Origin of the sequence: Thermosynechococcus vestitus BP-1 (assembly GCF_000011345.1) — a bacterium.
GTDB classification, from domain to species: domain Bacteria; phylum Cyanobacteriota; class Cyanobacteriia; order Thermosynechococcales; family Thermosynechococcaceae; genus Thermosynechococcus; species Thermosynechococcus vestitus.
Genome location: NC_004113.1, coordinates 2,297,656 through 2,316,183 on the forward strand (window position 1 = coordinate 2,297,656; position 18,528 = coordinate 2,316,183).

General features: G+C 56.1%; 16 protein-coding genes and 2 pseudogenes. 6 read left to right on the forward strand and 12 right to left on the reverse strand.

Annotated features, from left to right (window positions below):
- Positions 1-8: 8 nt before the first annotated feature.
- Positions 9-1,601 carry an Hsp70 family protein gene (locus TLL_RS11220; RefSeq protein WP_011058049.1) on the reverse strand — a complete coding sequence of 531 codons (1,593 nt, stop codon included), beginning with the start codon at positions 1,599-1,601 and terminating at the stop codon, positions 9-11.
- Positions 1,602-1,721: 120 nt separating this feature from the next.
- On the opposite strand from TLL_RS11220, the gene hemH reads away from it, so the two are divergent.
- The 3 genes from hemH to TLL_RS12665 all read left to right on the forward strand — a co-directional run bounded on the left by hemH (position 1,722) and on the right by TLL_RS12665 (position 3,429).
- Positions 1,722-2,888 carry a ferrochelatase gene (gene hemH, locus TLL_RS11225; protein WP_164920998.1) on the forward strand — a complete coding sequence of 389 codons (1,167 nt, stop codon included), beginning with the start codon at positions 1,722-1,724 and terminating at the stop codon, positions 2,886-2,888.
- A 79-nt stretch (positions 2,889-2,967) separates the two neighbouring features.
- Complete coding sequence (locus tag TLL_RS11230; protein ID WP_164920999.1) at positions 2,968-3,249, forward strand: DUF7219 family protein; 282 nt, start codon at positions 2,968-2,970, stop codon at positions 3,247-3,249.
- Between the two features lie 9 nt (positions 3,250-3,258).
- Complete coding sequence (locus tag TLL_RS12665) at positions 3,259-3,429, forward strand: hypothetical protein (protein ID WP_011058052.1); 171 nt, start codon at positions 3,259-3,261, stop codon at positions 3,427-3,429.
- A gap of 3 nt (positions 3,430-3,432) precedes the next feature.
- Here the strand turns inward: TLL_RS12665 and argC are convergent, their stop codons facing one another.
- The gene (gene argC, locus TLL_RS11235) at positions 3,433-4,485 is read right to left on the reverse strand and encodes an N-acetyl-gamma-glutamyl-phosphate reductase (protein ID WP_011058053.1); all 1,053 of its coding nucleotides are present in this window, start codon (positions 4,483-4,485) and stop codon (positions 3,433-3,435) included.
- A gap of 202 nt (positions 4,486-4,687) precedes the next feature.
- On the opposite strand from argC, the gene TLL_RS11240 reads away from it, so the two are divergent.
- Entirely contained in the window at positions 4,688-5,017 is a 330-nt protein-coding gene (locus tag TLL_RS11240) for an Hpt domain-containing protein (RefSeq protein WP_164921000.1), read from the forward strand.
- A 5-nt stretch (positions 5,018-5,022) separates the two neighbouring features.
- Positions 5,023-5,721, forward strand: a complete 699-nt coding sequence (locus TLL_RS11245; RefSeq protein ID WP_011058055.1) for a DUF1995 family protein — start codon at positions 5,023-5,025, stop codon at positions 5,719-5,721.
- A gap of 612 nt (positions 5,722-6,333) precedes the next feature.
- Here TLL_RS11245 and TLL_RS11250 read toward each other — a convergent pair.
- From TLL_RS11250 to lpxA, 3 genes are all read right to left on the reverse strand, one after another.
- Entirely contained in the window at positions 6,334-7,794 is a 1,461-nt protein-coding gene (locus TLL_RS11250; RefSeq protein ID WP_197524111.1) for a serine/threonine-protein kinase, read from the reverse strand.
- A 7-nt stretch (positions 7,795-7,801) separates the two neighbouring features.
- Positions 7,802-8,290: a hypothetical protein gene (locus tag TLL_RS11255; protein WP_164921001.1), complete on the reverse strand. Its 489-nt coding sequence runs from the start codon at positions 8,288-8,290 to the stop codon at positions 7,802-7,804.
- Between the two features lie 118 nt (positions 8,291-8,408).
- Positions 8,409-9,212, reverse strand: coding sequence for an acyl-ACP--UDP-N-acetylglucosamine O-acyltransferase (gene lpxA, locus TLL_RS11260; protein ID WP_164921002.1), 804 nt, complete (start codon positions 9,210-9,212; stop codon positions 8,409-8,411).
- Positions 9,213-9,276: 64 nt separating this feature from the next.
- Between lpxA and TLL_RS11265 the strand changes: the two genes are divergently transcribed.
- Entirely contained in the window at positions 9,277-10,803 is a 1,527-nt protein-coding gene (locus TLL_RS11265) for a UbiD family decarboxylase (RefSeq protein ID WP_011058059.1), read from the forward strand.
- A 180-nt stretch (positions 10,804-10,983) separates the two neighbouring features.
- Here the strand turns inward: TLL_RS11265 and TLL_RS11270 are convergent.
- The 7 genes and pseudogenes from TLL_RS11270 to TLL_RS11300 all read right to left on the reverse strand — a co-directional run.
- Positions 10,984-11,391, reverse strand: a pseudogene (locus tag TLL_RS11270) (type I restriction enzyme endonuclease domain-containing protein); the annotation flags it as partial.
- A gap of 154 nt (positions 11,392-11,545) precedes the next feature.
- Positions 11,546-13,177, reverse strand: coding sequence for a type I restriction-modification system subunit M (locus TLL_RS11275; RefSeq protein ID WP_011058062.1), 1,632 nt, complete (start codon positions 13,175-13,177; stop codon positions 11,546-11,548).
- Positions 13,174-14,406, reverse strand: a complete 1,233-nt coding sequence (locus tag TLL_RS11280; protein ID WP_011058063.1) for a restriction endonuclease subunit S — start codon at positions 14,404-14,406, stop codon at positions 13,174-13,176. Before TLL_RS11280 ends, TLL_RS11275 begins: the two co-directional genes overlap by 4 nt.
- On the reverse strand, positions 14,393-17,365 hold the full coding sequence (locus TLL_RS11285) for a type I restriction endonuclease subunit R (RefSeq protein ID WP_011058064.1): 2,973 nt from the start codon (positions 17,363-17,365) through the stop codon (positions 14,393-14,395). Before TLL_RS11285 ends, TLL_RS11280 begins: the two co-directional genes overlap by 14 nt.
- Before the next feature lie 148 nt (positions 17,366-17,513).
- On the reverse strand, positions 17,514-17,867 hold the full coding sequence (locus tag TLL_RS11290; RefSeq protein ID WP_011058065.1) for a DUF86 domain-containing protein: 354 nt from the start codon (positions 17,865-17,867) through the stop codon (positions 17,514-17,516).
- Positions 17,864-18,154 (reverse strand): nucleotidyltransferase family protein, encoded by a 291-nt coding sequence (locus tag TLL_RS11295; protein ID WP_164921003.1) that lies wholly within the window; start codon positions 18,152-18,154, stop codon positions 17,864-17,866. Before TLL_RS11295 ends, TLL_RS11290 begins: the two co-directional genes overlap by 4 nt.
- Positions 18,144-18,416: pseudogene (locus TLL_RS11300) on the reverse strand (N-6 DNA methylase); the annotation flags it as partial. The pseudogene TLL_RS11300 and the gene TLL_RS11295, both read right to left, overlap by 11 nt.
- Positions 18,417-18,528 lie beyond the last annotated feature (112 nt).

Here is an 18,528-nt window from a genome sequence, read left to right on the forward strand (position 1 = left end):
CAAGTTGGTCAACGCAATTGGGTGACGATTTGATTATTGATGAGACGCTCTTGGGTGAGCAAGTCATCAACGGTGACCCGCAGTTGGCGATCGCCATCCACTTGAAAGAGGACACGAATGCGATCGCTCCCCGGATACCCAGGGGGATCCAGTCTTGCGAGGGTTTTGCCCTGGGGGGTGTCGTTGAGAGGCTGCACTGTCCGTTCACCCACACTGCGGGTAATCAGGCGATCGCCATCAAAAAAGATTTCCACACCCCCTTGCTCCTCCCCCAGTTCACCAATCACCAGTTCAATACTAGGCTGGCCCTCCGTCGAGGCACCTAAAATCAATTCCACGGGTTCAGCCATGGGGTAGGGTTGGCCCCGCTGAATAATTGGGTGCCAGCCGTGACGGTTGAGCTTGGCATCCCAAAAGCGAATACCGTAGCTGTGGTAGAGGAAATCCTTGAGCTCTAGCCCTTGGGTCACCGCTAGGGCACCCATAGCCACTGCCGTAAAGGGATGCTGACCACTGATCTTTGCCCGGTCAAAATACTCGGCAACCCATTTTTGCACCGCTGGCATTTGCGTGGTTCCCCCCACCAAGAGAACAGCCTCGATCGCGTCGGGGGTAATGCCTTGGCGGCGGGCCTGTTGTAGCACTTGAGTGAGGGCAGCATCGAGGCGTTGAAAAAATTGCTGTTGGCGGAGAATCTCCTCCAGTTCAGACCGTTCAAGGCCTAGCTCAAGGGTGGTGAATGTTTCGCTGTCAAAGTACACCTCTTGGGCATAGGGCTGCTGTGAGAGTTGAATTTTTAAGCGTTCAGCAAGGCGCAGCAGCAGGCTATTGGCACTCATCCCCCGCTTCACCCACTCATCAACAATCCAGTGGTCAATATCGGTGCCCCCTAAATTCAATCCTGCCTTAGCAATCACCCGTGCGGTGCGGGGACGTTGGTTGTCGCTAGCGGCCCACTGGCGATCGCCCCACTTGAGAATCAATCCCAAGGGATGACTTTGCCGTTGATTGGTCTTGAGTTCCACCAGGGAGAGATCGAGGGTCCCCCCGCCAAAATCAATCACTAAAATTAGCGGGCGATCGGCCACCCCATAGCCCAAAGCCGCAGCCGTGGGTTCATCCAAGAGGCGAATTTGCTGAATCTCAAATCCTGTACACACCTGCAGTAGCCAACTGCGATAGGTCTCAAAACTATCCACAGGCACCGTGAAAATCAGCCCCTGCGCGAGATCGCCGCCGCTTGTGTGTTTCAGTTCCTTCAACAGGGCTTGCAAAAACCACCGGCCAATGGTTTCAAAGCTCAAAGAACAGCCATCCAGCTCTGGTAAATAGCCCTGGACCGTGGCACCAATACCGCGCTTAAACCGCGAAAAAAATCGGCGATCGCCCACCCCATCAAACCCGCGATCGCGCACCTGCTGCCCCACCACCACCAGAGGCACACTGGCATCCTCCACATAGACCAAGCTGGGGACAAGGGCAGGCACCTCACCAAAGCCCACCGAGTGTCCAGGGAGCAGGACCGCTTCGGCAGCTTGAGTGGCATAATTCCAGCGCGCTACCAAGGTATTACTGGTTCCAAAATCAATTGCGTAGGTCACCGTTTAAACACATCAACAGCCTTCTTGTATCCTTACCTTAGCGAGATTTTCTCCCCCTGAGATCCTGAGAGTATGTCACAATAAGAAAGCGATCGCGAAAAGATTTAGGTGATTTTGGGAATGGCGAGCCAAACAGGTGTACTACTTCTCAATTTAGGGGGGCCCGATCGCCCCGAGGATGTGCGCCCCTTTTTGTACAACCTGTTCTCCGATCCCGAAATCATTCGCCTGCCCTTTCGTTGGCTACAAAAGCCCCTGGCTTGGTTTATTTCCACCAGTCGGGCCCGGCGCTCTCAGGCAAACTATGCCCAAATTGGTGGCGGCTCTCCCCTGCGGCGCATTACCGAACAGCAAGCCCGTGCCCTGAAAGACGCCCTAGAAGGCATTGGCATTGAGGCTAACTTGTACATTGGTATGCGCTACTGGCACCCCTTTACGGAGGAGGCGATCGCCCAAATCAAAGCAGATCAAATTCGCGAGCTAGTGATCTTGCCCCTTTATCCTCAATTTTCCATTAGCACAAGTGGTTCCAGTTTTCGCCTCCTAGAGAGCCTATGGAATCAAGACCCTGAATTGCAAAAAATTCGCTATACGCTGATCCCCTCTTGGTACAACCACCCCGGTTATGTGGCCGCCATGGCGGACTTGATTCGTCAAGAATTGGACCGGTGTCCTAACCCCGATGAGGCAGTCATTTTCTTTAGTGCCCACGGCGTTCCCAAAAGCTATGTCACCGAAGCCGGCGATCCCTACCAAGAGGAAATCGAAGCCTGTGTCCGGCTGATCATGGCTGCCCTCAATCGCCCCAATGCCCATGTGCTAGCCTACCAAAGTCGGGTGGGGCCAGTGGAGTGGCTGCAACCCTACACCGAAGATGTCATTCTCGAATTGGCAGCCCAAGGGGTGAAAACCCTTGTTGTTGTGCCCATTAGCTTTGTTTCAGAGCACATTGAAACGCTCCAAGAAATTGACATCGAGTACCGTGAGATTGCTGCAGAGGCCGGCATTGAAGTGTTTCGGCGAGTGCCTGCCCTCAACGATCACAATGGTTTTATTAGCGCCCTTGCCCAACTGGTGAAGGAGGCCCTAGCAGCACCACCGCGTACCTTTGCTGAGGTGAATCAGTCCCGCAAGCGGGTGAAGCTTTATCCCCAGGAGCGCTGGGAATGGGGCATGACCTCCGCCGCCGAACGCTGGAATGGTCGCTTGGCCATGTTGGGTTTTCTGGCGTTGATGATTGAACTCATCAGTGGTCAAGGCCCTTTACATATGCTGGGGCTATTGTGAGAAATGTCGCCTGCCTGGGAGTGGGAATCTGAAAATTTTCGATACACTAGACCTAGTGCTATTGAAAAGAGCTATCGTTGTGTCCGAATCCCCCAAGCCAGAATTTGACAAACAAAAGTTCCTATTCCCCATCAGTGCCTACCACGGCCCATTTACACCCCAAAATTTGGCCTTTAATGCCAATTTGCAGGAATTTGCCCAGCGGGTAAGCTATATCTGTGGCTTGGAAACGGGTGGCAAAATCACTAGCGATGAGGCCTACAATCAAATCAAGGCCCTCTGGAAGCAACTGAAGAAATCCCGAGAGTTGCTCTTTGCCAATCTTCCTCCTGAGGAGGAGAATAGTTCAGATATTGATTGATGAGTTCCGATGGCGCCCTTGACACCGGCAACACTACTGTTAAGCTTGATGACCATTCCCTTTCTGGTGGCTTTGTGCCTAGGACAGGGATTATGGCAGATGGGGTTATTCCTGAGTGCAGCCAGTACAGAGCTCCTACGGGGCGATCGCCTGCCCTTGGTTGAACCGGATGAAACTTGAGGCTTAGGGATAAAAAGCAACCTGCGGTAAGCCCATCGTCTCTGGCCAACCCATCATCAAATTCAAGCACTGCACCGCTTGGGACGCTTGGCCCTTCATAAGGTTATCAATGGCAGACATGACAATAACGCGGCCGGTGCGCTCATCCACCTCAATGCCAATAAAGCAGGCATTGGTGCCCCAGGCCCATTTGGTTTGGGGATAGAGGCCGGGGGGCAGGATATTGACCCAGGGGGAATGGCGATAAAAGGCTTGGTAGATGGTGATCAAATCTTCACGTACCAGACCCGGATCCCGCAGTGTGGCATAGACAGTGGCCAAGATCCCCCGCGGCATGGGGACGAGGTGGGGTGTAAACTGCACAAGAACACTTTGGCCAGCCAAATCACTACAAATGGCTTCAATTTCTGGGGTGTGGCGGTGACGGGCAACATTGTAAGGGGCCAGGGAGTTGTCAGCTTCTGCAAGGAGGAGATTAATTTTGCCCTGACGCCCGCCGCCAGAGGTACCGGACTTGGCATCAATAATTGCCGTATTGGGTTCAATCAGGCCTTGCTTCATTAAAGGCGCCAGTGCTAGCAAACTAGCGGTGGGGTAACACCCCGGACAGCCAATGAGGGCACTTTGGCGAATGCGATCGCGATAGAGTTCTGGCAAGCCATAGACCGCCTTTTGTGCCGTAGCCTGATCTTCCCTGGGTTCACCGTACCACTGGGTATAGGTTTGCAAATCCTGAAAGCGATAGTCTGCCGATAGATCCAGCACCTTACAGCCCTGCTCAAGAAGTTGCGGGGCAAGCTGACAGGCAATGCCATTGGGCAGGGAGAGAAACACCACTTGGGCGCGATCGCGAATGACCTCCACGGATACGGGCTCCACTGTGAGATTCACCCGCCCCTGCAAGTGGGGATATAACTCCGTGTAGGGACGACCAGCACTGCCTTCACCACCGAGATAAACAATATCCACCTTGGGATGCTCAAGGAGTAAGCGCACCAGTTGGACGCCCCCATAGCCTGAGGCACCCACAATCCCCACCGTCACGCGATCGCCCATAGTTCCTCGCCTTTGCTGCGGCTGTTTCCTGAATCACTGCGATAGTGCCATCGAATCCCTAACTTCGCCAAGGGGTAAACTGCGCTAGGAAAGTTAAGAATTATTACAAAGCTACCCCTATGCTTCTTTGCTCAACCCTTGAATTGCCTTGGCTAGTACAGGCTACAATAACGACGAGTCAGCTGTGGGGAATTGGGAACCGATGACATCGCCAATTGACTGGGACTATTTGGCTACCCTTTCGGGGGGCGATCGCGAGTTTGAGTTGGAACTGCTACAAACCTTTGTCGAGGATGCCCAGGAACGCCTAGGGGCCTTGGTGAAAGCTGTGAACGAAGGGAACGTGGATCAAATCAAGCGAGATGCCCATCACCTCAAGGGAGCCAGTGGCAATGTCGGCATTAGGACCATGCAAGCAGTAGCGGCCCAACTAGAAGATTCCACTACCCCAGAGACCCTAGGGCAGGCCAAAGCGCTCACAGAGGAGCTACAGCGCCTCCTTAACACCGTGGTCAGTGAAGTCTCTGCCTAGCCGCCATGGCCATTTTGCCGCCCGATAGCCTGGAGACGGCCCTGAGTCAAGCCCAGCAGGCCACCCAAGCCGCCCTGCAGGCGGGTAAGAATCGGCTGCAAATTGAGATTCTGCTCCCTGATCTCAATCCCATGGGCTTAGCGGCGGGCTACCTACCCCTGTTTGCGGAACTGGGCAGTGATCTCAAGGTCTTTTTTGCCGATGCTGGCTCTGCTGCTCTTGCCCGTCGTGAATGGGGTGAAACCGCCTATAGTGTGCGGGGGGTCAATGAACGTCTGACACCGATTGAAGCGAGCGATCGCGCCATTGTTATTGTTGCCCCCACCCCTGTGGAGGTCACGGCAATTGAGCAGATGTGTCTCACTGCGGGCGATCGCCCCTTTATTCTCTTGAACCCAAGGCTACAGGATGTGGCCGTCGTGGGCATTGGCTACGCCGGTCGGCAGTTGCGGGAACGATTTTTGAACACTCTTGAACCCTGCTACTACCTTCGTCCCCTCGCCGAAACCGTTATTCTCTGGCGCTGTTATCCTCAGGCATGGCAAATTTGGCAATACCGTGAAACAGCCCCCACCTGCTTAGCAGAATTTGAGCAACGCCCCACTAGCGAAGACATTGAGCGTGCCCTAAGTGCCTTAGGGAAACCCCGTGCCCAGAGCTTCCTTAGCCGCTTGAGTGCTCTTTTGCGAGCACTTCAGAGTTAGTTTGGTTTCCCAGCATGGGACCAGCCTAGGAAATCCCCTGGGATGGCCATTTAGAGCTGGGTCTTAGGGCAATTGAAATATGTTTCAGCACCGGCTCGTGAAGACTGGGGATGCTGGACAACGGCACTCAACTGCGTTTCTCTTGTCTCAACTGTTGAAGCCTATCTTGCGAACAGTGGGGATGCCAGGCCACAGCACAGCACACCGAAACGCCCTCATCTTAGCTGAATCTTTCCAGCACATGTGGGGGACATTGGACATGCTTGCCAGGACTGGTCTGTGCTCAACTACTCTAGAACTTCAGGTGGACACTGGGGCGGCTCTGCAGCCTTAGGCTGCATTTCCCTGTCCTTGTCTTCGCTCAACTGCCGGAGGACTTTGGGTGAACCTTGGAGATTTTGAGCCACCCCATGGAGCACGTCCCAAAACAGGGAGGATGCTAATTGCCAAAATTCTTGAATCGTTCAATAGGGCTGGCCTATCTTTGGCAGCTGTTGACTTTGGCTCGGGTTGGTTATTTTACTCTTGACTGTAGAAAAATTTATGTCTCCCCAGGGAGAATAACACAGTTAATCTTATCCCTGCCTACCTCATTCTGTTATATTTCCGGCTTTAAGGCGTCGCTGGTTCACTGCTACTGGGTGGTGGAGTCGGCTGTGGGGGTGGGGTCGGCGGTTCACTGGTTGGTTGACTGTTAGTGGGCGGAGGGGGTGTTTCGGCAGCGGGCGAAGGGGGCGGTGTCGGCACAGGAGATTCAACAGGTGCGGGCGGTGGCGAGGACTGGCTCACCCCTGGCTCTGGGGATGGTGTTGCGTTAGAAGGCTCCGAAGAGGAAGGGGGCGGCGTTGGCTGCGGGGGCGAGGCTTCCTGAGGCGCTGGACTGGGGGTGGCAGGTTCTGTGGATTCTGGGCTAGGCGTGGGTTCCGGCGCTGGATTGGGTGTTGGCTCAGGGGAGGGTGTCACCTCTACAGGTGGAACTACCCTAGGCAGTGTGGGTGGAAATTCCTGTTCCTGAGGGCGTGGGGGAGGAGGGGTCACGGTGTCCACAGGTTGATTGCGCAAAAATAGCCCTAGGCCAATGCCCGCTAGGCTGCCAAAGACTGCCGTTCCCAACAGCCACAGCCATGGTGAAAAATTGCGTTGTCTAGGGGAAGCCACCACTGCTGTCCCCTCTGGTTGAGTGCTTGCAAAAACAGTGGATCGGTGCTGGGGCATCACCGCCACCGTTGCTGTGGTTTGACGTGCCACAGACTGCCCCATAAGCAGTTGCAACCAGGCCCGCACCGTTTGGGGACGCTCACGAACATCCAAAGCCATGCCCGCTTCAATGGCATCAATGGTGCGCTGGCTGAGATTGGGCTGAAACTGGCGTAAATCCTCGAGGGGCACGCGATCGCGCAGGATCGAGGCCACGGGCGGGCGTCCAGCCAAAAGGGCATAGAGGGTTGCCGCAAGCGCATAGACATCCGTGGCGGGCGTCCATTGGTGGCGGGGTAAATACTGCTCCACCGGCGCATACCCTGCTGAAACCAGCCCTGTATTTGTTTCCGTCACTCCAGTGGTGTATTCACGGGCAATGCCAAAGTCAATCAGCACCACCTGATCGGTGCCCTCCCGCAGCATAATGTTATCGGGTTTAACATCGCGGTGCAGCAGGCCATGCTCATGCACCAATTCCAGGGCACTGGCCACTTGGCGGATATAGTGGAGCGCCGTTTTTTCCGGCAGCGGGCCTTCCTCCTGAATCACCTGCGCCAATGTTCGGCCGGGGATATAGTCCATGACAATGAAGGGACGCCCCCCCTCAATAAAGCAATCACTGACACGCACAATGTGGGGATGATTAAACTGGGCAAGACGTTGGGCTTCCTGAATAAACCGCTCCCCCAGATCATGAATCCGCTTTGGGGGTTCCTGCTGCAAGTTCAATGTTTTGAGCACCACCGGCTGATGGAGCAGGGTGTGGGTTGCGCGATAGGTGACGCCAAAGCCCCCCTGGCTCAAAAGGGCATCGAGGTGATATTTGCCCCCTTGGAGGGTTGTGCCCACACTAAGCAAACCGAGGGAGGACATAGACACCTTAGGGACGCAATGGAGCAGACGGAGCAGGGGTTGACAGGGGGGCTGACCGTTGACTGAGAATCACCAAGCGATAGCCCAAATATGCAGGTAAGGTTGCCATCATCATCAAGAGTATCACGGACAACAAAGATTCCCATTCAAACCGCGGACCGTAGTAACTACGGTAAGGGTCATATTTAGGAGTGGGCTTAATTTTTTCCCTGAGTGCCATGGGTCGCTTAAAGCGCAGGCGGCGATCGTCTAGCTTTTCAAATAAAATCCAGCCTCCCTGGGCTTCCTCTTGGCAGACTTTGCGCAGGACATCGGGATGATGAAATTGGTTGCGGCGCGATCGCAGGATTTTGAATTCCCAACCCCCTAACTTGGGGGAGGCTTGCTGGTGTTCTTCTTTGGAGGGGTAGGTGGTCAACTGTTCCTCTTCTTCATGCCATTGTTGACTGAGTTGCTTTTGCCAGCCCCACCAGTGATAGTAAAGTAGTGCTGACACACCGAGGCTACCACTCATCAGGGATAATAGCAGCACTTCAGCCATGGGGAACAGGGGCAAGAGTCTGTTGGGGGATCATACGGGAATCATACTTAGAGGGTAAACGGTTGTCTTCCCCTCAGGCGCGATCGTCTGCGTTGCCGCGGCGGACAAAGTGGCAAATCCCCCGTTGTGAGGCACTGATAAAATCGCAAAACTCTTGAATGAGAGGATGCACAAACTGTTCCCGCAGGTGCTGAAGGGCTTGGGAGGTGGTTAATTGGGAGCGGTAGAGAATATCTAAGGCTTTTTTGAGGAGCTGTCGGTCTTGGGCAGAAAAGCCGGCTCGCCGTAAGCCCACCACATTTAAACCCATGATCGTGTTGGTGCTGAGGCTACGGGTCATACAAAAGGGGGGCACATCTTTTTGAATGGCAGTGCCGCCAGAGAGCATGGCCAAGCGACCAATGCGGGTAAATTGATGCACAAGGCAGTTGCCGCTGATAAAGGCGCGATCGCCCACCTGGGCATAGCCAGCAATCAACGTATTGTTGGCGATCGTCACATGATTTCCCACATAAACATTGTGACCCAAGTGGCTATGGGCCATCAGCAAGCAGTCATGCCCCACATGGGTGACTGTTTCTGGCTGGGTTCCCCGATGAATCGTCACTCCCTCCCGCAACGTACAGCGATCGCCAATGTGGACATAGCTAATTCCCCCTTGGTAAGCCACATCTTGGGGCAGATCGCCAATCACCGCCCCACTATGTACTTTGCAGTTCTCACCAAGGCGGGTATATCCCAATAGGGTCACATGGGGAGCCAACTGCGTACCGCGTCCAATCTCCACCGTGGCCGCCACATAGCAAAAAGGACCAATTTCCACCTCTTCTCCAATGCGGGCACCCGCCTCAATCACTGCCGTGGGATGAACCGCCATGACATTCCTGCACAATTGGCTAAAGATTCTTAACATAAAAGAGATTAAGCGATTTTGATCCCGGATGACGAAGGACCTGCGGCACTATCTCCAGCTTTTAGAACAGCGGCAACAACTGCGACGCATCACCGTACCCGTTGATCCTGATCTGGAAATGGCCGAGATTTGCAATCGGCTATTGGCCGCAGGCGGGCCGGCCTTGCTCTTTGAAAACGTCATTGGTTCCCCCTATCCCGTGGCGATTAATCTTTTGGGAACCCTAGAGCGGGTCTGCTGGGCAATGAACATGGACGACCCTTTAGAGCTAGAGACCCTCGGTGAAAAGCTAGGGAAGCTTCAGCAGCCTAAGCCGCCGAAAACCCTGAGTCAGGCCCTTGATTTTGGCAAAATTCTCTTTGATGTTGTCCGGGCCAAGCCGAGCCGTGATTTGCTGCCCCCCTGTCAGCAGGTGGTGATCACAGCTCCCGATTTGGATTTACGGCAACTACCACTGATTCGCCCCTACCCTAAGGATGCGGGCAAAATTATGACCCTTGGTCTGGTGATTACCAAAGACTGTGAGACCGGCATTCCCAATGTGGGCATTTACCGCTTGCAACTGCAATCCCCAACCACCATGACTGTCCATTGGCTCTCAGTGCGAGGAGGGGCGCGCCATCTGCGCAAGGCGGCGGCCCAGGGCAAGAAACTAGAGGTGGCGGTGGCCGTGGGGGTGCATCCTTTGATCATCATGGCCGCGGCAACGCCCATTCCCGTGGATTTATCCGAATGGCTCTTTGCGGGTCTCTATGGTGGGGGGGGCATTCATTTGGCCAAGTGCAAAACCCTTGATCTAGAGGTACCTGCGCAGTCGGAATTTGTGCTTGAGGGCACGATTACCCCTGGTGAAGTCTTGCCCGATGGCCCCTGTGGCGATCACATGGGGTACTACGGTGGTGTGGAAGATTCGCCAGTCATTCATTTCCACTGCCTCACCCATCGCCGCAATCCCATTTACTTGACGACATTTAGTGGTCGCCCTCCCAAGGAGGAGGCAATGATTGCCTTAGCCCTCAACCGCATTTACACACCAATTTTGCGGCAGCAGGTACCGGAAATTGTGGACTTCTTTTTGCCCATGGAAGCCCTCAGTTATAAGGCGGCGATTATTTCCATTGACAAAGCTTATCCTGGCCAAGCCCGCCGCGCCGCCCTTGCCTTTTGGAGTGCCCTCCCCCAATTTACCTACACCAAGTTTGTGATTGTGGTGGACAAAGAGATCAATATCCGTGATCCGCGGCAAGTGGTGTGGGCCATTAGCTCCAAGGTGGATCCCAGCCGTGATGTCTTTATTTTGGGAGAGACTCCCTTTGATTCCCTTGATTTTGCCAGCGAAAAAATCGGCCTTGGGGGACGCATGGGCATTGATGCCACCACCAAAATTCCCCCAGAAACCGACCATCCTTGGGGCGATCCCCTCACGTCGGATCCGGAGGTGGCACGACGAGTCACAGAACGCTGGCAGGAATATGGTCTTGGCGATATTGACTTAACAGCTGTAGATGCAACACGGTTTGGCTATGAGCTAGACCCAGCCTTTCGTTGGCGATAATGGGAGAAATGTCGCTAGCCCAATAAAGAATGGGAGACTCTCCAGACAATAATTGGGAATTACTTTATCAAAATTATTTATTTTTTGGGTAATGCCCATCTGTTTGAGGAGGTTAACTGCTCCGTTCAGCGGGGGACAGCGCAGCGGACTGTTTACTGGAACCAGTTGTTGACGCACTTCTTAGGCGATCGCCCATTCCGCAGAGAAAAGCTCCGCTTGCTCCAGCACCGTCTGTGTTGCCTTCTCTTGCTTGTCAGGCGGATAGCCAAACTTGCGCAGCGTGCGCTTGACGAGCACGCGCAGTTGGGCGCGCACATTCTCGCGCAAGGTCCAGTCGATGGTGGCGTTGTTACGGAGGGTGGTGACCAGCTCGCGGGCGATGGCGCGCAAGGTGTCGTCGCCGAGCACCTTCACCGCGCTGTCGTTGGTTTCGAGCGCGTCGTAGAAGGCAAGCTCGTCCTCCGTAAGGCCCATGACTTCCCCGCGGGCATTGGCCTCGCGCATCTCCTTGGCCAGCGCGATCAGCTCCTCGATCACCTGGGCCGTCTCAGTGGCCCGGTTCTGGTAGCGGCGGATCACCTGTTCGAGTCTGTCCAGTGCCGACGTGTGCCGAGGGCTGGGCCCATTGGTTCTTCAGTCGCTCCTTACGCTCGACCTCCTCAACTTCTATTTCGTCGGCGAAGTGAACCCGTCCAGCAGACTCGACAATAGCTCATCACTCCCATTAATCGGCCGCCCCTGTCTAAGGTAGTTCTGAAAGTCCGAGCTCTTTTAGAAACTCATTATGCCGATCGCGAGCCTGTTCTATCTTACGAGTCAACTCAGCAAGCTCTTGATGAACTTGTTGCAGATCTATTTCCGGCTCTGATTTAGCTGTGCTTACGTAGCGGGTGATGTTGAGATTGAAGTCGTTTTTCTCGATCTCCTCCATGCTCACCCGGCGGGAGACGAACAGGGCGCCGTTGTCGAGTTCTTCCTTCACCTCGCGGCGGAACTGGTAGGTCTCGACGATCTTGTCGATGTGTTCGGGCAGCAGCTGGTTCTGGCGTTTGCCCTTCTCATAGAGCTCGGCAGCATTGATGAAGAGCACGTCGTCGAACTTCTTGCACTTCTTGAGCACCAAGATGCACACCGGGATGCCGGTGGAGTAGAAAAGATTGGGCGCCAGCCCGATCACCGTGTCGATGTTGCCGTCGAGCAGCAGCTTCTTGCGGATCTTCTCCTCCACGTTGCCGCGAAACAGCACCCCATGCGGCAGGATGATGGCCATCGTGCCCTCCTTGTGCAGGAAGTGAAACCCGTGCAGCAGGAAGGCGAAGTCGGCGGCGGATTTCGGGGCCAGGCCGTAGTCCTTGAAGCGGAAATCCTCGGCCAGCTCCTCGCCGGGCTCCCAGCGCAGGCTGAAAGGCGGATTGGCCACCACCGCATCGAACTCGATCTTTTTCGCCGGGTTTTCCTCGCGCAGGAGCAGCCACTCGTTGAGCAGCGAGTCGCCGTGGAAGATTTCGAACTCGGTGTCCTTCAAACCGTGCAGTAGCATGTTCATGCGCGCCAGGTTGTAGGTGGTGATGTTCTTCTCCTGGCCGTAGAGCTTGCCGACGCCGTACCTGCCCATCCGGCGCCCGACGTTCAAAAGCAACGACCCCGAACCGCAGGCAAAATCATACACCTTGCCCAGCTTTTCCCGTTTGCCGTTGGCCGGATCCTGGGCATCCAGCGAGACGATGGCCGAGAGGATGCTGGAGATGGGCTGCGGGGTGTAGAACTCGCCAGCTTTCTTGCCGCTTCCGGCGGCGAATTGGCCGATCAGGTACTCGTAGGCATCGCCCAAGAGATCGCGCTCTTGGGGAAACTCCGCCAAGCCTTCGGCGATCCGCCCGATAATGGTACACAGCCGCTCATTGCGCTGCTTGTAGGTCTTGCCGAGCTTGTCCGAATCCAGATTGATCTCCGAGAACAACCCCTGGAAGCTGCTGGAGAAGGATTCGTTCTCGATGAACTTGAACCCCTTTTGCAGGGTGTGGAGCAGTTCGGCATCCTGGGTGCGGGCCATCTCGGCGATGCTGCTCCAGAGGTATTCGGGCTTAACCACGTAGTGCACCTTGCGGCGCATCATGTTCTCGAACGGCTCGATGTCGTCCGGGTTCTCCTCGTACCACACCGCCAGCGGCGAACGGCGGTCATCTTCCCGCAACTGGGGCCAGTCGCTTCCCAATTCCCGTTTGGCGGCTTCCTCGTAGTTGTCCGAGAGATAGCGCAAAAAGAGGAAGGCCAGCATGTAGTCGCGGAAGTCGTCGGCGTTCATCGCGCCGCGCAAGGTGTCGGCGATGGCCCAGAGTGTCTTGCCTAGACGGATTTGATCCTGATTGTTCATAGGTCAATCTCCTGCGGGAAAAGTTGTTGCATCAGGCCCTTCTTGTGGGCTTTGAGGGCCTCGAGCTTCTTCGCCTGAAGCTCGATTAGCTCATCCAGCGATGACAGGCAGTCGGCGATTTTTTGTTGTTCGGGTAAGGTTGGAAGCGGGACCCGAACGTCTGCGAGGTTTTGCCGGCTGATTCGCGTCCGGGTGGATCCCGCAGACCTTGCTGCCACCTCCTTGAAGTACTGATCCGTCTGGCAATATGAAAGACAGAAGTACGGGTGCGCTTGCTTCAGATCAAACCGAACAATAGTGCAATCCACGGCCGTTATCATTCTTTTCCCAATGTTAGGGATCAGGCAGCAACGACCAGCTGGATCTGGGAGCCTAGAAATCAAAAGATCACCCGGAAAGACTTCCGAGCAACTCAAGCGTTCAAAGGTTTCTTCGGATATAAACCGCGCCTTCTCAGTGTTGTCGATAAACTTACCGAGGCCAATGTTTCCTGTTTGGATCAATCGAATGCCATCCGGGGACTGATCTTTGGATTCGATCCAGTCCCCGTCCGAAAACTCGCATGCCACTTCCCCCAGCCGCTTCACCTCCCACGGCCCGGCGTCGCGGAACTCGGGAAAGCGCAGGCGGGGGGTGGTCTCGCCCTCGCGGGGGAAGAGCTGCTGCATCAGGCCCTTCTTGTGGGCTTTGAGGGCCTCGAGCTTCTTCGCCTGAAGCTCGATCAGCTCATCCAGCGACGACAGGCAGTCGGCGATTTTTTGTTGTTCGGGGAGTGCTGGAAATGGGATACTGACGGAATTCAGTGAAGCGACGGAAAGGCCAGGTTGGGCTTGACCCGTTGCGAGCCGGGACAATTCCCCCCGAATGAGCAGGAAGAAAAGAAAGTCGATGTTTGTTGATTGCTTTGGCGTTACAACAACTGCGTGCTCTGTAGCGTGGAATCTTCCTTGGGCCAACTGCACGTTTCCCGAATAGGCGCCTTGGCGACCGATAAGCGGAAATCGACCGATATGGGTAAAAGACTTCGTATATCCACGCAGGCCATTACCTCCATAGCAAGGGTTCAGACCGGCTTCCGGAACGAGACGGATCTCACTCGCCTTTATGAAGCTTCCGGCTTGCATGTCACACATGTCCCCCAGTCGCTTCACCTCCCACGGTCCGGCGTTGCGGAACTCGGGGAAGCGCAGGCGGGGGACAACAGCTTTCTTCTGCTCAGGCATGGTCATACACCTCCAATCCTGAAATCTCCTTGCCCTGGGCGAGCTTCCTTAGAAGCGGCGTCAGGTCCTCCATCAATGCCAGCTCCTTTTTAGCCCGCACCTTCCAGCCCAGGCCGAGCGGTTTCAGCAGCTCGGTGAGGGCGTCGGAGTTGAAGATCATGCGGTGCAGGATACCATCGATGAAGCCCTGCAGCGCCTCAGGCGCTAGGTTGTGCCGGGCGGCGATCTCGGCCACGGCTCGCGCGTATTTCTCGGCCTTGAAGCGCTCATATCCGGCGCGGATCTGCTGCTCGCTGAGGCCCTCGCCCTCCTTCAGGGTGTTCACGTATTCGATGATCTCCTCCCGCTCGTCGAGGAATTTGGCGTTGCTGCGCAGGATCCCCACCAGCTGCTCGCGGGTCATCTTCTGCTTCTTCGGCCCCTTTTCGCTGAAGCGGGCGATGAGCTTCATGATGTAGTCGTAGTCGATGAGGGCCGAGTCGAAGAGCACGAACTCGAAGTCGAGCTGTTCGACGGGGTTGTTCGGGTCGGCGCTCTTGCCCTGGCGGGCCTTGAGGTCCTGGGCGAGATCCAGGTACACGCCGCGGAAGGCACGCAAGGTGTCTTCGGGCAGGGCCTGCTCGATGGCCTCACGCGTAGCGGGGTCGAGATCGGTGTACTGGTCGAGCTGGGTGCGCAGCCGCTGCACCTCCTTGAAGCGCTCGATGAAGGCGGCGCGGGCCTCGTCGCCCTTGAGGTTGGCCACCTCCTCGGGTTTGCATTCGAGCCCCTGCGACTGCATGAAGGCTTCAAGCGCCTGAACCGCCTTGGCAAACCGGTCGGCCACGACCGGAGCAGGATCGACCAGCCAAATCTCGCGAGCGCGCTCCCCGGCCTCGCCGGAGAAAAGCGTGATCGCCTCGTCCACGGCGGCTCTCTGGGCGCGAAAGTCGAGGATGTTGCCGTAGGGCTTGGTGTCGTTGAGCACCCGATTGGTGCGGGAAAAGGCCTGAATCAAACCGTGGTGCTTGAGATTCTTGTCGACATAAAGCGTGTTGAGGTATTGCGAATCGAAGCCAGTGAGCAGCATGTCCACGACGATGGTGAGGTCGATTTTCTTTTCGTGCGGCAGGTCCCTGTTCGGGTATTTGTGATCCTTTATGCGCTGCTGGATGTCCTGGTAGTAGCCATCGAAGGTGGCCAGGTCGAAGTTGGTGCCGTAGCGGGCGTTGTAGTCGGCGATGATGGCCGCAAGCGCCTCCTTCTTCTTGTTGGGCTCCTTGCGGTTGTCAGCGAGCTCCTGGGGCAGGTCTTCCTGAAGCTGGGCGATGTCGCGGTTGCCGTCGGCGGGCGGGGAGAACACGCAAGCGACATTGAGCGGCTGGAAGTTTTCGTCTTCAGCCTGGCGCTTGGCCTGGATTTCCTTGAACAGGTGGTAGTACTCGATGGCGTCGTCGATGCTGGCGGTGGCAAAAAGCGCGTTGAACCGGCGCTGATTGGTGGCCTGGTCGTGCTTCTCGAGGATCGCCTCCACGACCTTCTGCTTGGCCAGCGTCTCGCCAGGCTTCACTGGCGCGCCCTCGGGCTTGTAGTACTCGACATGAAAGCGCAGCACGTTTTTGTCGTCGATGGCGTGGGTGATGGTGTAGGCGTGAAGCTGTTTGCCGAACACATCGGCGGTAGTGACCATGCGGGCCTCTTGCCCCTCGATGGTGCGGTACGTAGCGTTCTGCTCAAAGATCGGCGTGCCGGTGAAACCGAAGAGTTGCGCTCTCGGAAAGAACTCGCGAATCGCCTTGTGGTTCTCACCGAACTGAGAGCGGTGGCATTCGTCGAAAATGAACACGATGCGCTTGTCGCGCAACGCCTCCAACTGCTTGCGGTATTCCTTGCGGTGGTTGGCATCCAGCGCCAGGCCAAGCTTCTGGATGGTGGTGACGATCACCTTGTCGGCGTAGTCGTCGGAGAGCAGGCGCCGGACGAGCGTTTCGGTGTTGGTGTTCTCCTCAACGCATCCCGGCTGGAAGCGGTTGAATTCCTGCCGGGTCTGGCGATCGAGGTCCTTGCGATCGACGACGAACAGCACCTTGGCGATGTCGGGGTTGTCCTTGAGCAGGGTCGAGGCCTTGAACGAGGTCAGTGTCTTGCCGCTGCCGGTAGTATGCCAGATGTAGCCGTTGCCGCGGTTTTCGTGGATGCAATCGACGATGGCCTTGACCGCGTAGATCTGATAGGGGCGCATCATCATCAGCTTGCGCTCCGTCTGGATCAGTACCATGTAGCGGCTGATCATCTCCACCAAGGTGCACTTGGTGAGGAACGCCTCAGCAAAGTCATCGAGGTGTGCGACCTTCTCGTTGCCCGGTGTGGCCCACTGGTAGATGGGCAGGAAGCGTTCGTCGGCATCAAAGCGGAAGTGCTCGGCATTGTTGTTGGCGAAATACCAGGTCAGGCTGCGGTTGCTGACGATGAAGAGCTGCATGAAGCACAGCAGCGTCTTGGCATAGCCGTTGCCCGGGTCCTGCTTGTATTCGATGATCTGCTGCATCGCCCGGCGCGGGCTCACGGGCAGGGCCTTCAACTCAATCTGGACGAGGGGCAGGCCATTGACAAGGAGGATCACGTCATAGCGGTGAAAGCTGGAGCGCGTGTTGATGCGCAACTGGTTGACCAACTCGAACTCGTTCTTGCACCAGTCCTTGAGGTTGACGAGCTGGTAATGCAGCGGCGTGCCGTCCTCCCGCTCGAAGGTGTTGCGGTGGCGCAAGCGCTCGGAGCAGGCAAACACGTCGGGCGAGACAATCTGATCGAGCAGGCGGGCGAACTCCGTGTCGGTGAGCTTGACGTGATTGAGGGCCTCGAATTTTGCGCGAAAATTGCGCTCCAGCGCCTCGCGGTCGCGGATGTCGGGGCGGTAGGTGTACCCCAGACACTGGAGCTTTTCAATGAGTAGCTCTTCGATTTGTTGTTCTGTGGTCTTGCTCATGATCTTTCCTCAGTCCAAATTTAGGGTTAGAGACTATGATTGGCGTTGAGCACTCAGTAATGCCTCCATCTGATGCGGATTGAGATCCGCGCCGGCGAAAAGCGGACGACCGCTATCAGTAACATTGCTAAGCTTTACTTCCCGCCACTCACCCGCCATGGCTTTGCTCCTCAAGTTTGGTTATCAAACGTTTCACAGCCTGCTTGAGAAGAGGTAGATCTCTGGTGGCGGCCTCCCAGACGATTTCGGTATCTATCTCAAAGTACCCATGGACCAGGATGTTGCGCATGCCAATGATCTTGTGCCAGGGGATGTCGGGAGCAAGGGCTCGGATGGAGTCGGGCAGCGCCCGGGCTGCCTCGCCGATGATTTCGAGGTTGCGGACAAACCAGGCTTGCAAAAGTTCGTCTCCTTCGAAGGACACCTTGCCTCGGGGTACGTAGCGCTCAATGGCTTCGATGGCGGTCAGGATATCTTGCAGGCGTTCTTTCGGATCTCTCATAACAGCATAGCTTCTTGGAGAACGCGATCGCGAATGCGAGCCTTGAGTCCTCTCTCGGTGACCACATCCACTCGGCAGCCCAGCAGCTGCTCGAGTTCGTACTGAAGGCCCCCCAGGTCGAAAAGCGTCCGGCCGGGCTCTAGTTCAACTAGAAAGTCAATATCGCTTTCCGCATCGGCTTCTCCCCGCGCCACAGAGCCGAACACGCGCACATTACGGGCGCCGTGCTTGGCCGCGACACGCAAAACTTCCTGGCGCTTCGCCTGCAAACGCTCTTCAACCGTCATAGCCCAGCTCCTTAAGGCTCTTCCAGATCGCCTCATCCAACCTGGCAGCCTCGGTCTGTTGCTCGCGCAGCTTGGCCACCAGCCGCTGCATCTTCTCCGCGAACGGTTCGTCGTCCTCCTCCTGCACTTCAGCGCCCACGTAGCGGCCGGGCGTGAGCACGTAGCCGTGATGGCGAATCTCCTCCAGCGATGCACTCTTGCAGAAGCCGGGGATATCTTCGTACTTCCCCGCGTCCTGTTCGCCGCGCCAGGCGTGATAGGTTTCAAACATGGCTAATCGCGTGTACACTGGTTTCCCCTCTAGTGAGGTAGGGTCGATGCCCTACGCAGTAAGGGTTCTAGCTTCGATCTTGCCCCGCAGTCCAATTGGAACC

Coding starts and splice junctions, on each gene's coding strand:
- hemH (WP_164920998.1), top strand. CDS start 1,722: ATGGCGAGCCAAACAGGTGTACTACTTCTCAATTTAGGGGGGCCCGAT.
- TLL_RS12665 (WP_011058052.1), top strand. CDS start 3,259: ATGGCGCCCTTGACACCGGCAACACTACTGTTAAGCTTGATGACCATT.
- argC (WP_011058053.1), bottom strand. CDS start 4,485: ATGGGCGATCGCGTGACGGTGGGGATTGTGGGTGCCTCAGGCTATGGG.
- TLL_RS11240 (WP_164921000.1), top strand. CDS start 4,688: ATGACATCGCCAATTGACTGGGACTATTTGGCTACCCTTTCGGGGGGC.
- TLL_RS11245 (WP_011058055.1), top strand. CDS start 5,023: ATGGCCATTTTGCCGCCCGATAGCCTGGAGACGGCCCTGAGTCAAGCC.
- TLL_RS11250 (WP_197524111.1), bottom strand. CDS start 7,794: ATGTCCTCCCTCGGTTTGCTTAGTGTGGGCACAACCCTCCAAGGGGGC.
- lpxA (WP_164921002.1), bottom strand. CDS start 9,212: ATGGCGGTTCATCCCACGGCAGTGATTGAGGCGGGTGCCCGCATTGGA.
- TLL_RS11265 (WP_011058059.1), top strand. CDS start 9,277: ATGACGAAGGACCTGCGGCACTATCTCCAGCTTTTAGAACAGCGGCAA.
- TLL_RS11275 (WP_011058062.1), bottom strand. CDS start 13,177: ATGAACAATCAGGATCAAATCCGTCTAGGCAAGACACTCTGGGCCATC.
- TLL_RS11280 (WP_011058063.1), bottom strand. CDS start 14,406: ATGACCATGCCTGAGCAGAAGAAAGCTGTTGTCCCCCGCCTGCGCTTC.
- TLL_RS11285 (WP_011058064.1), bottom strand. CDS start 17,365: ATGAGCAAGACCACAGAACAACAAATCGAAGAGCTACTCATTGAAAAG.
- TLL_RS11290 (WP_011058065.1), bottom strand. CDS start 17,867: ATGAGAGATCCGAAAGAACGCCTGCAAGATATCCTGACCGCCATCGAA.
- TLL_RS11295 (WP_164921003.1), bottom strand. CDS start 18,154: ATGACGGTTGAAGAGCGTTTGCAGGCGAAGCGCCAGGAAGTTTTGCGT.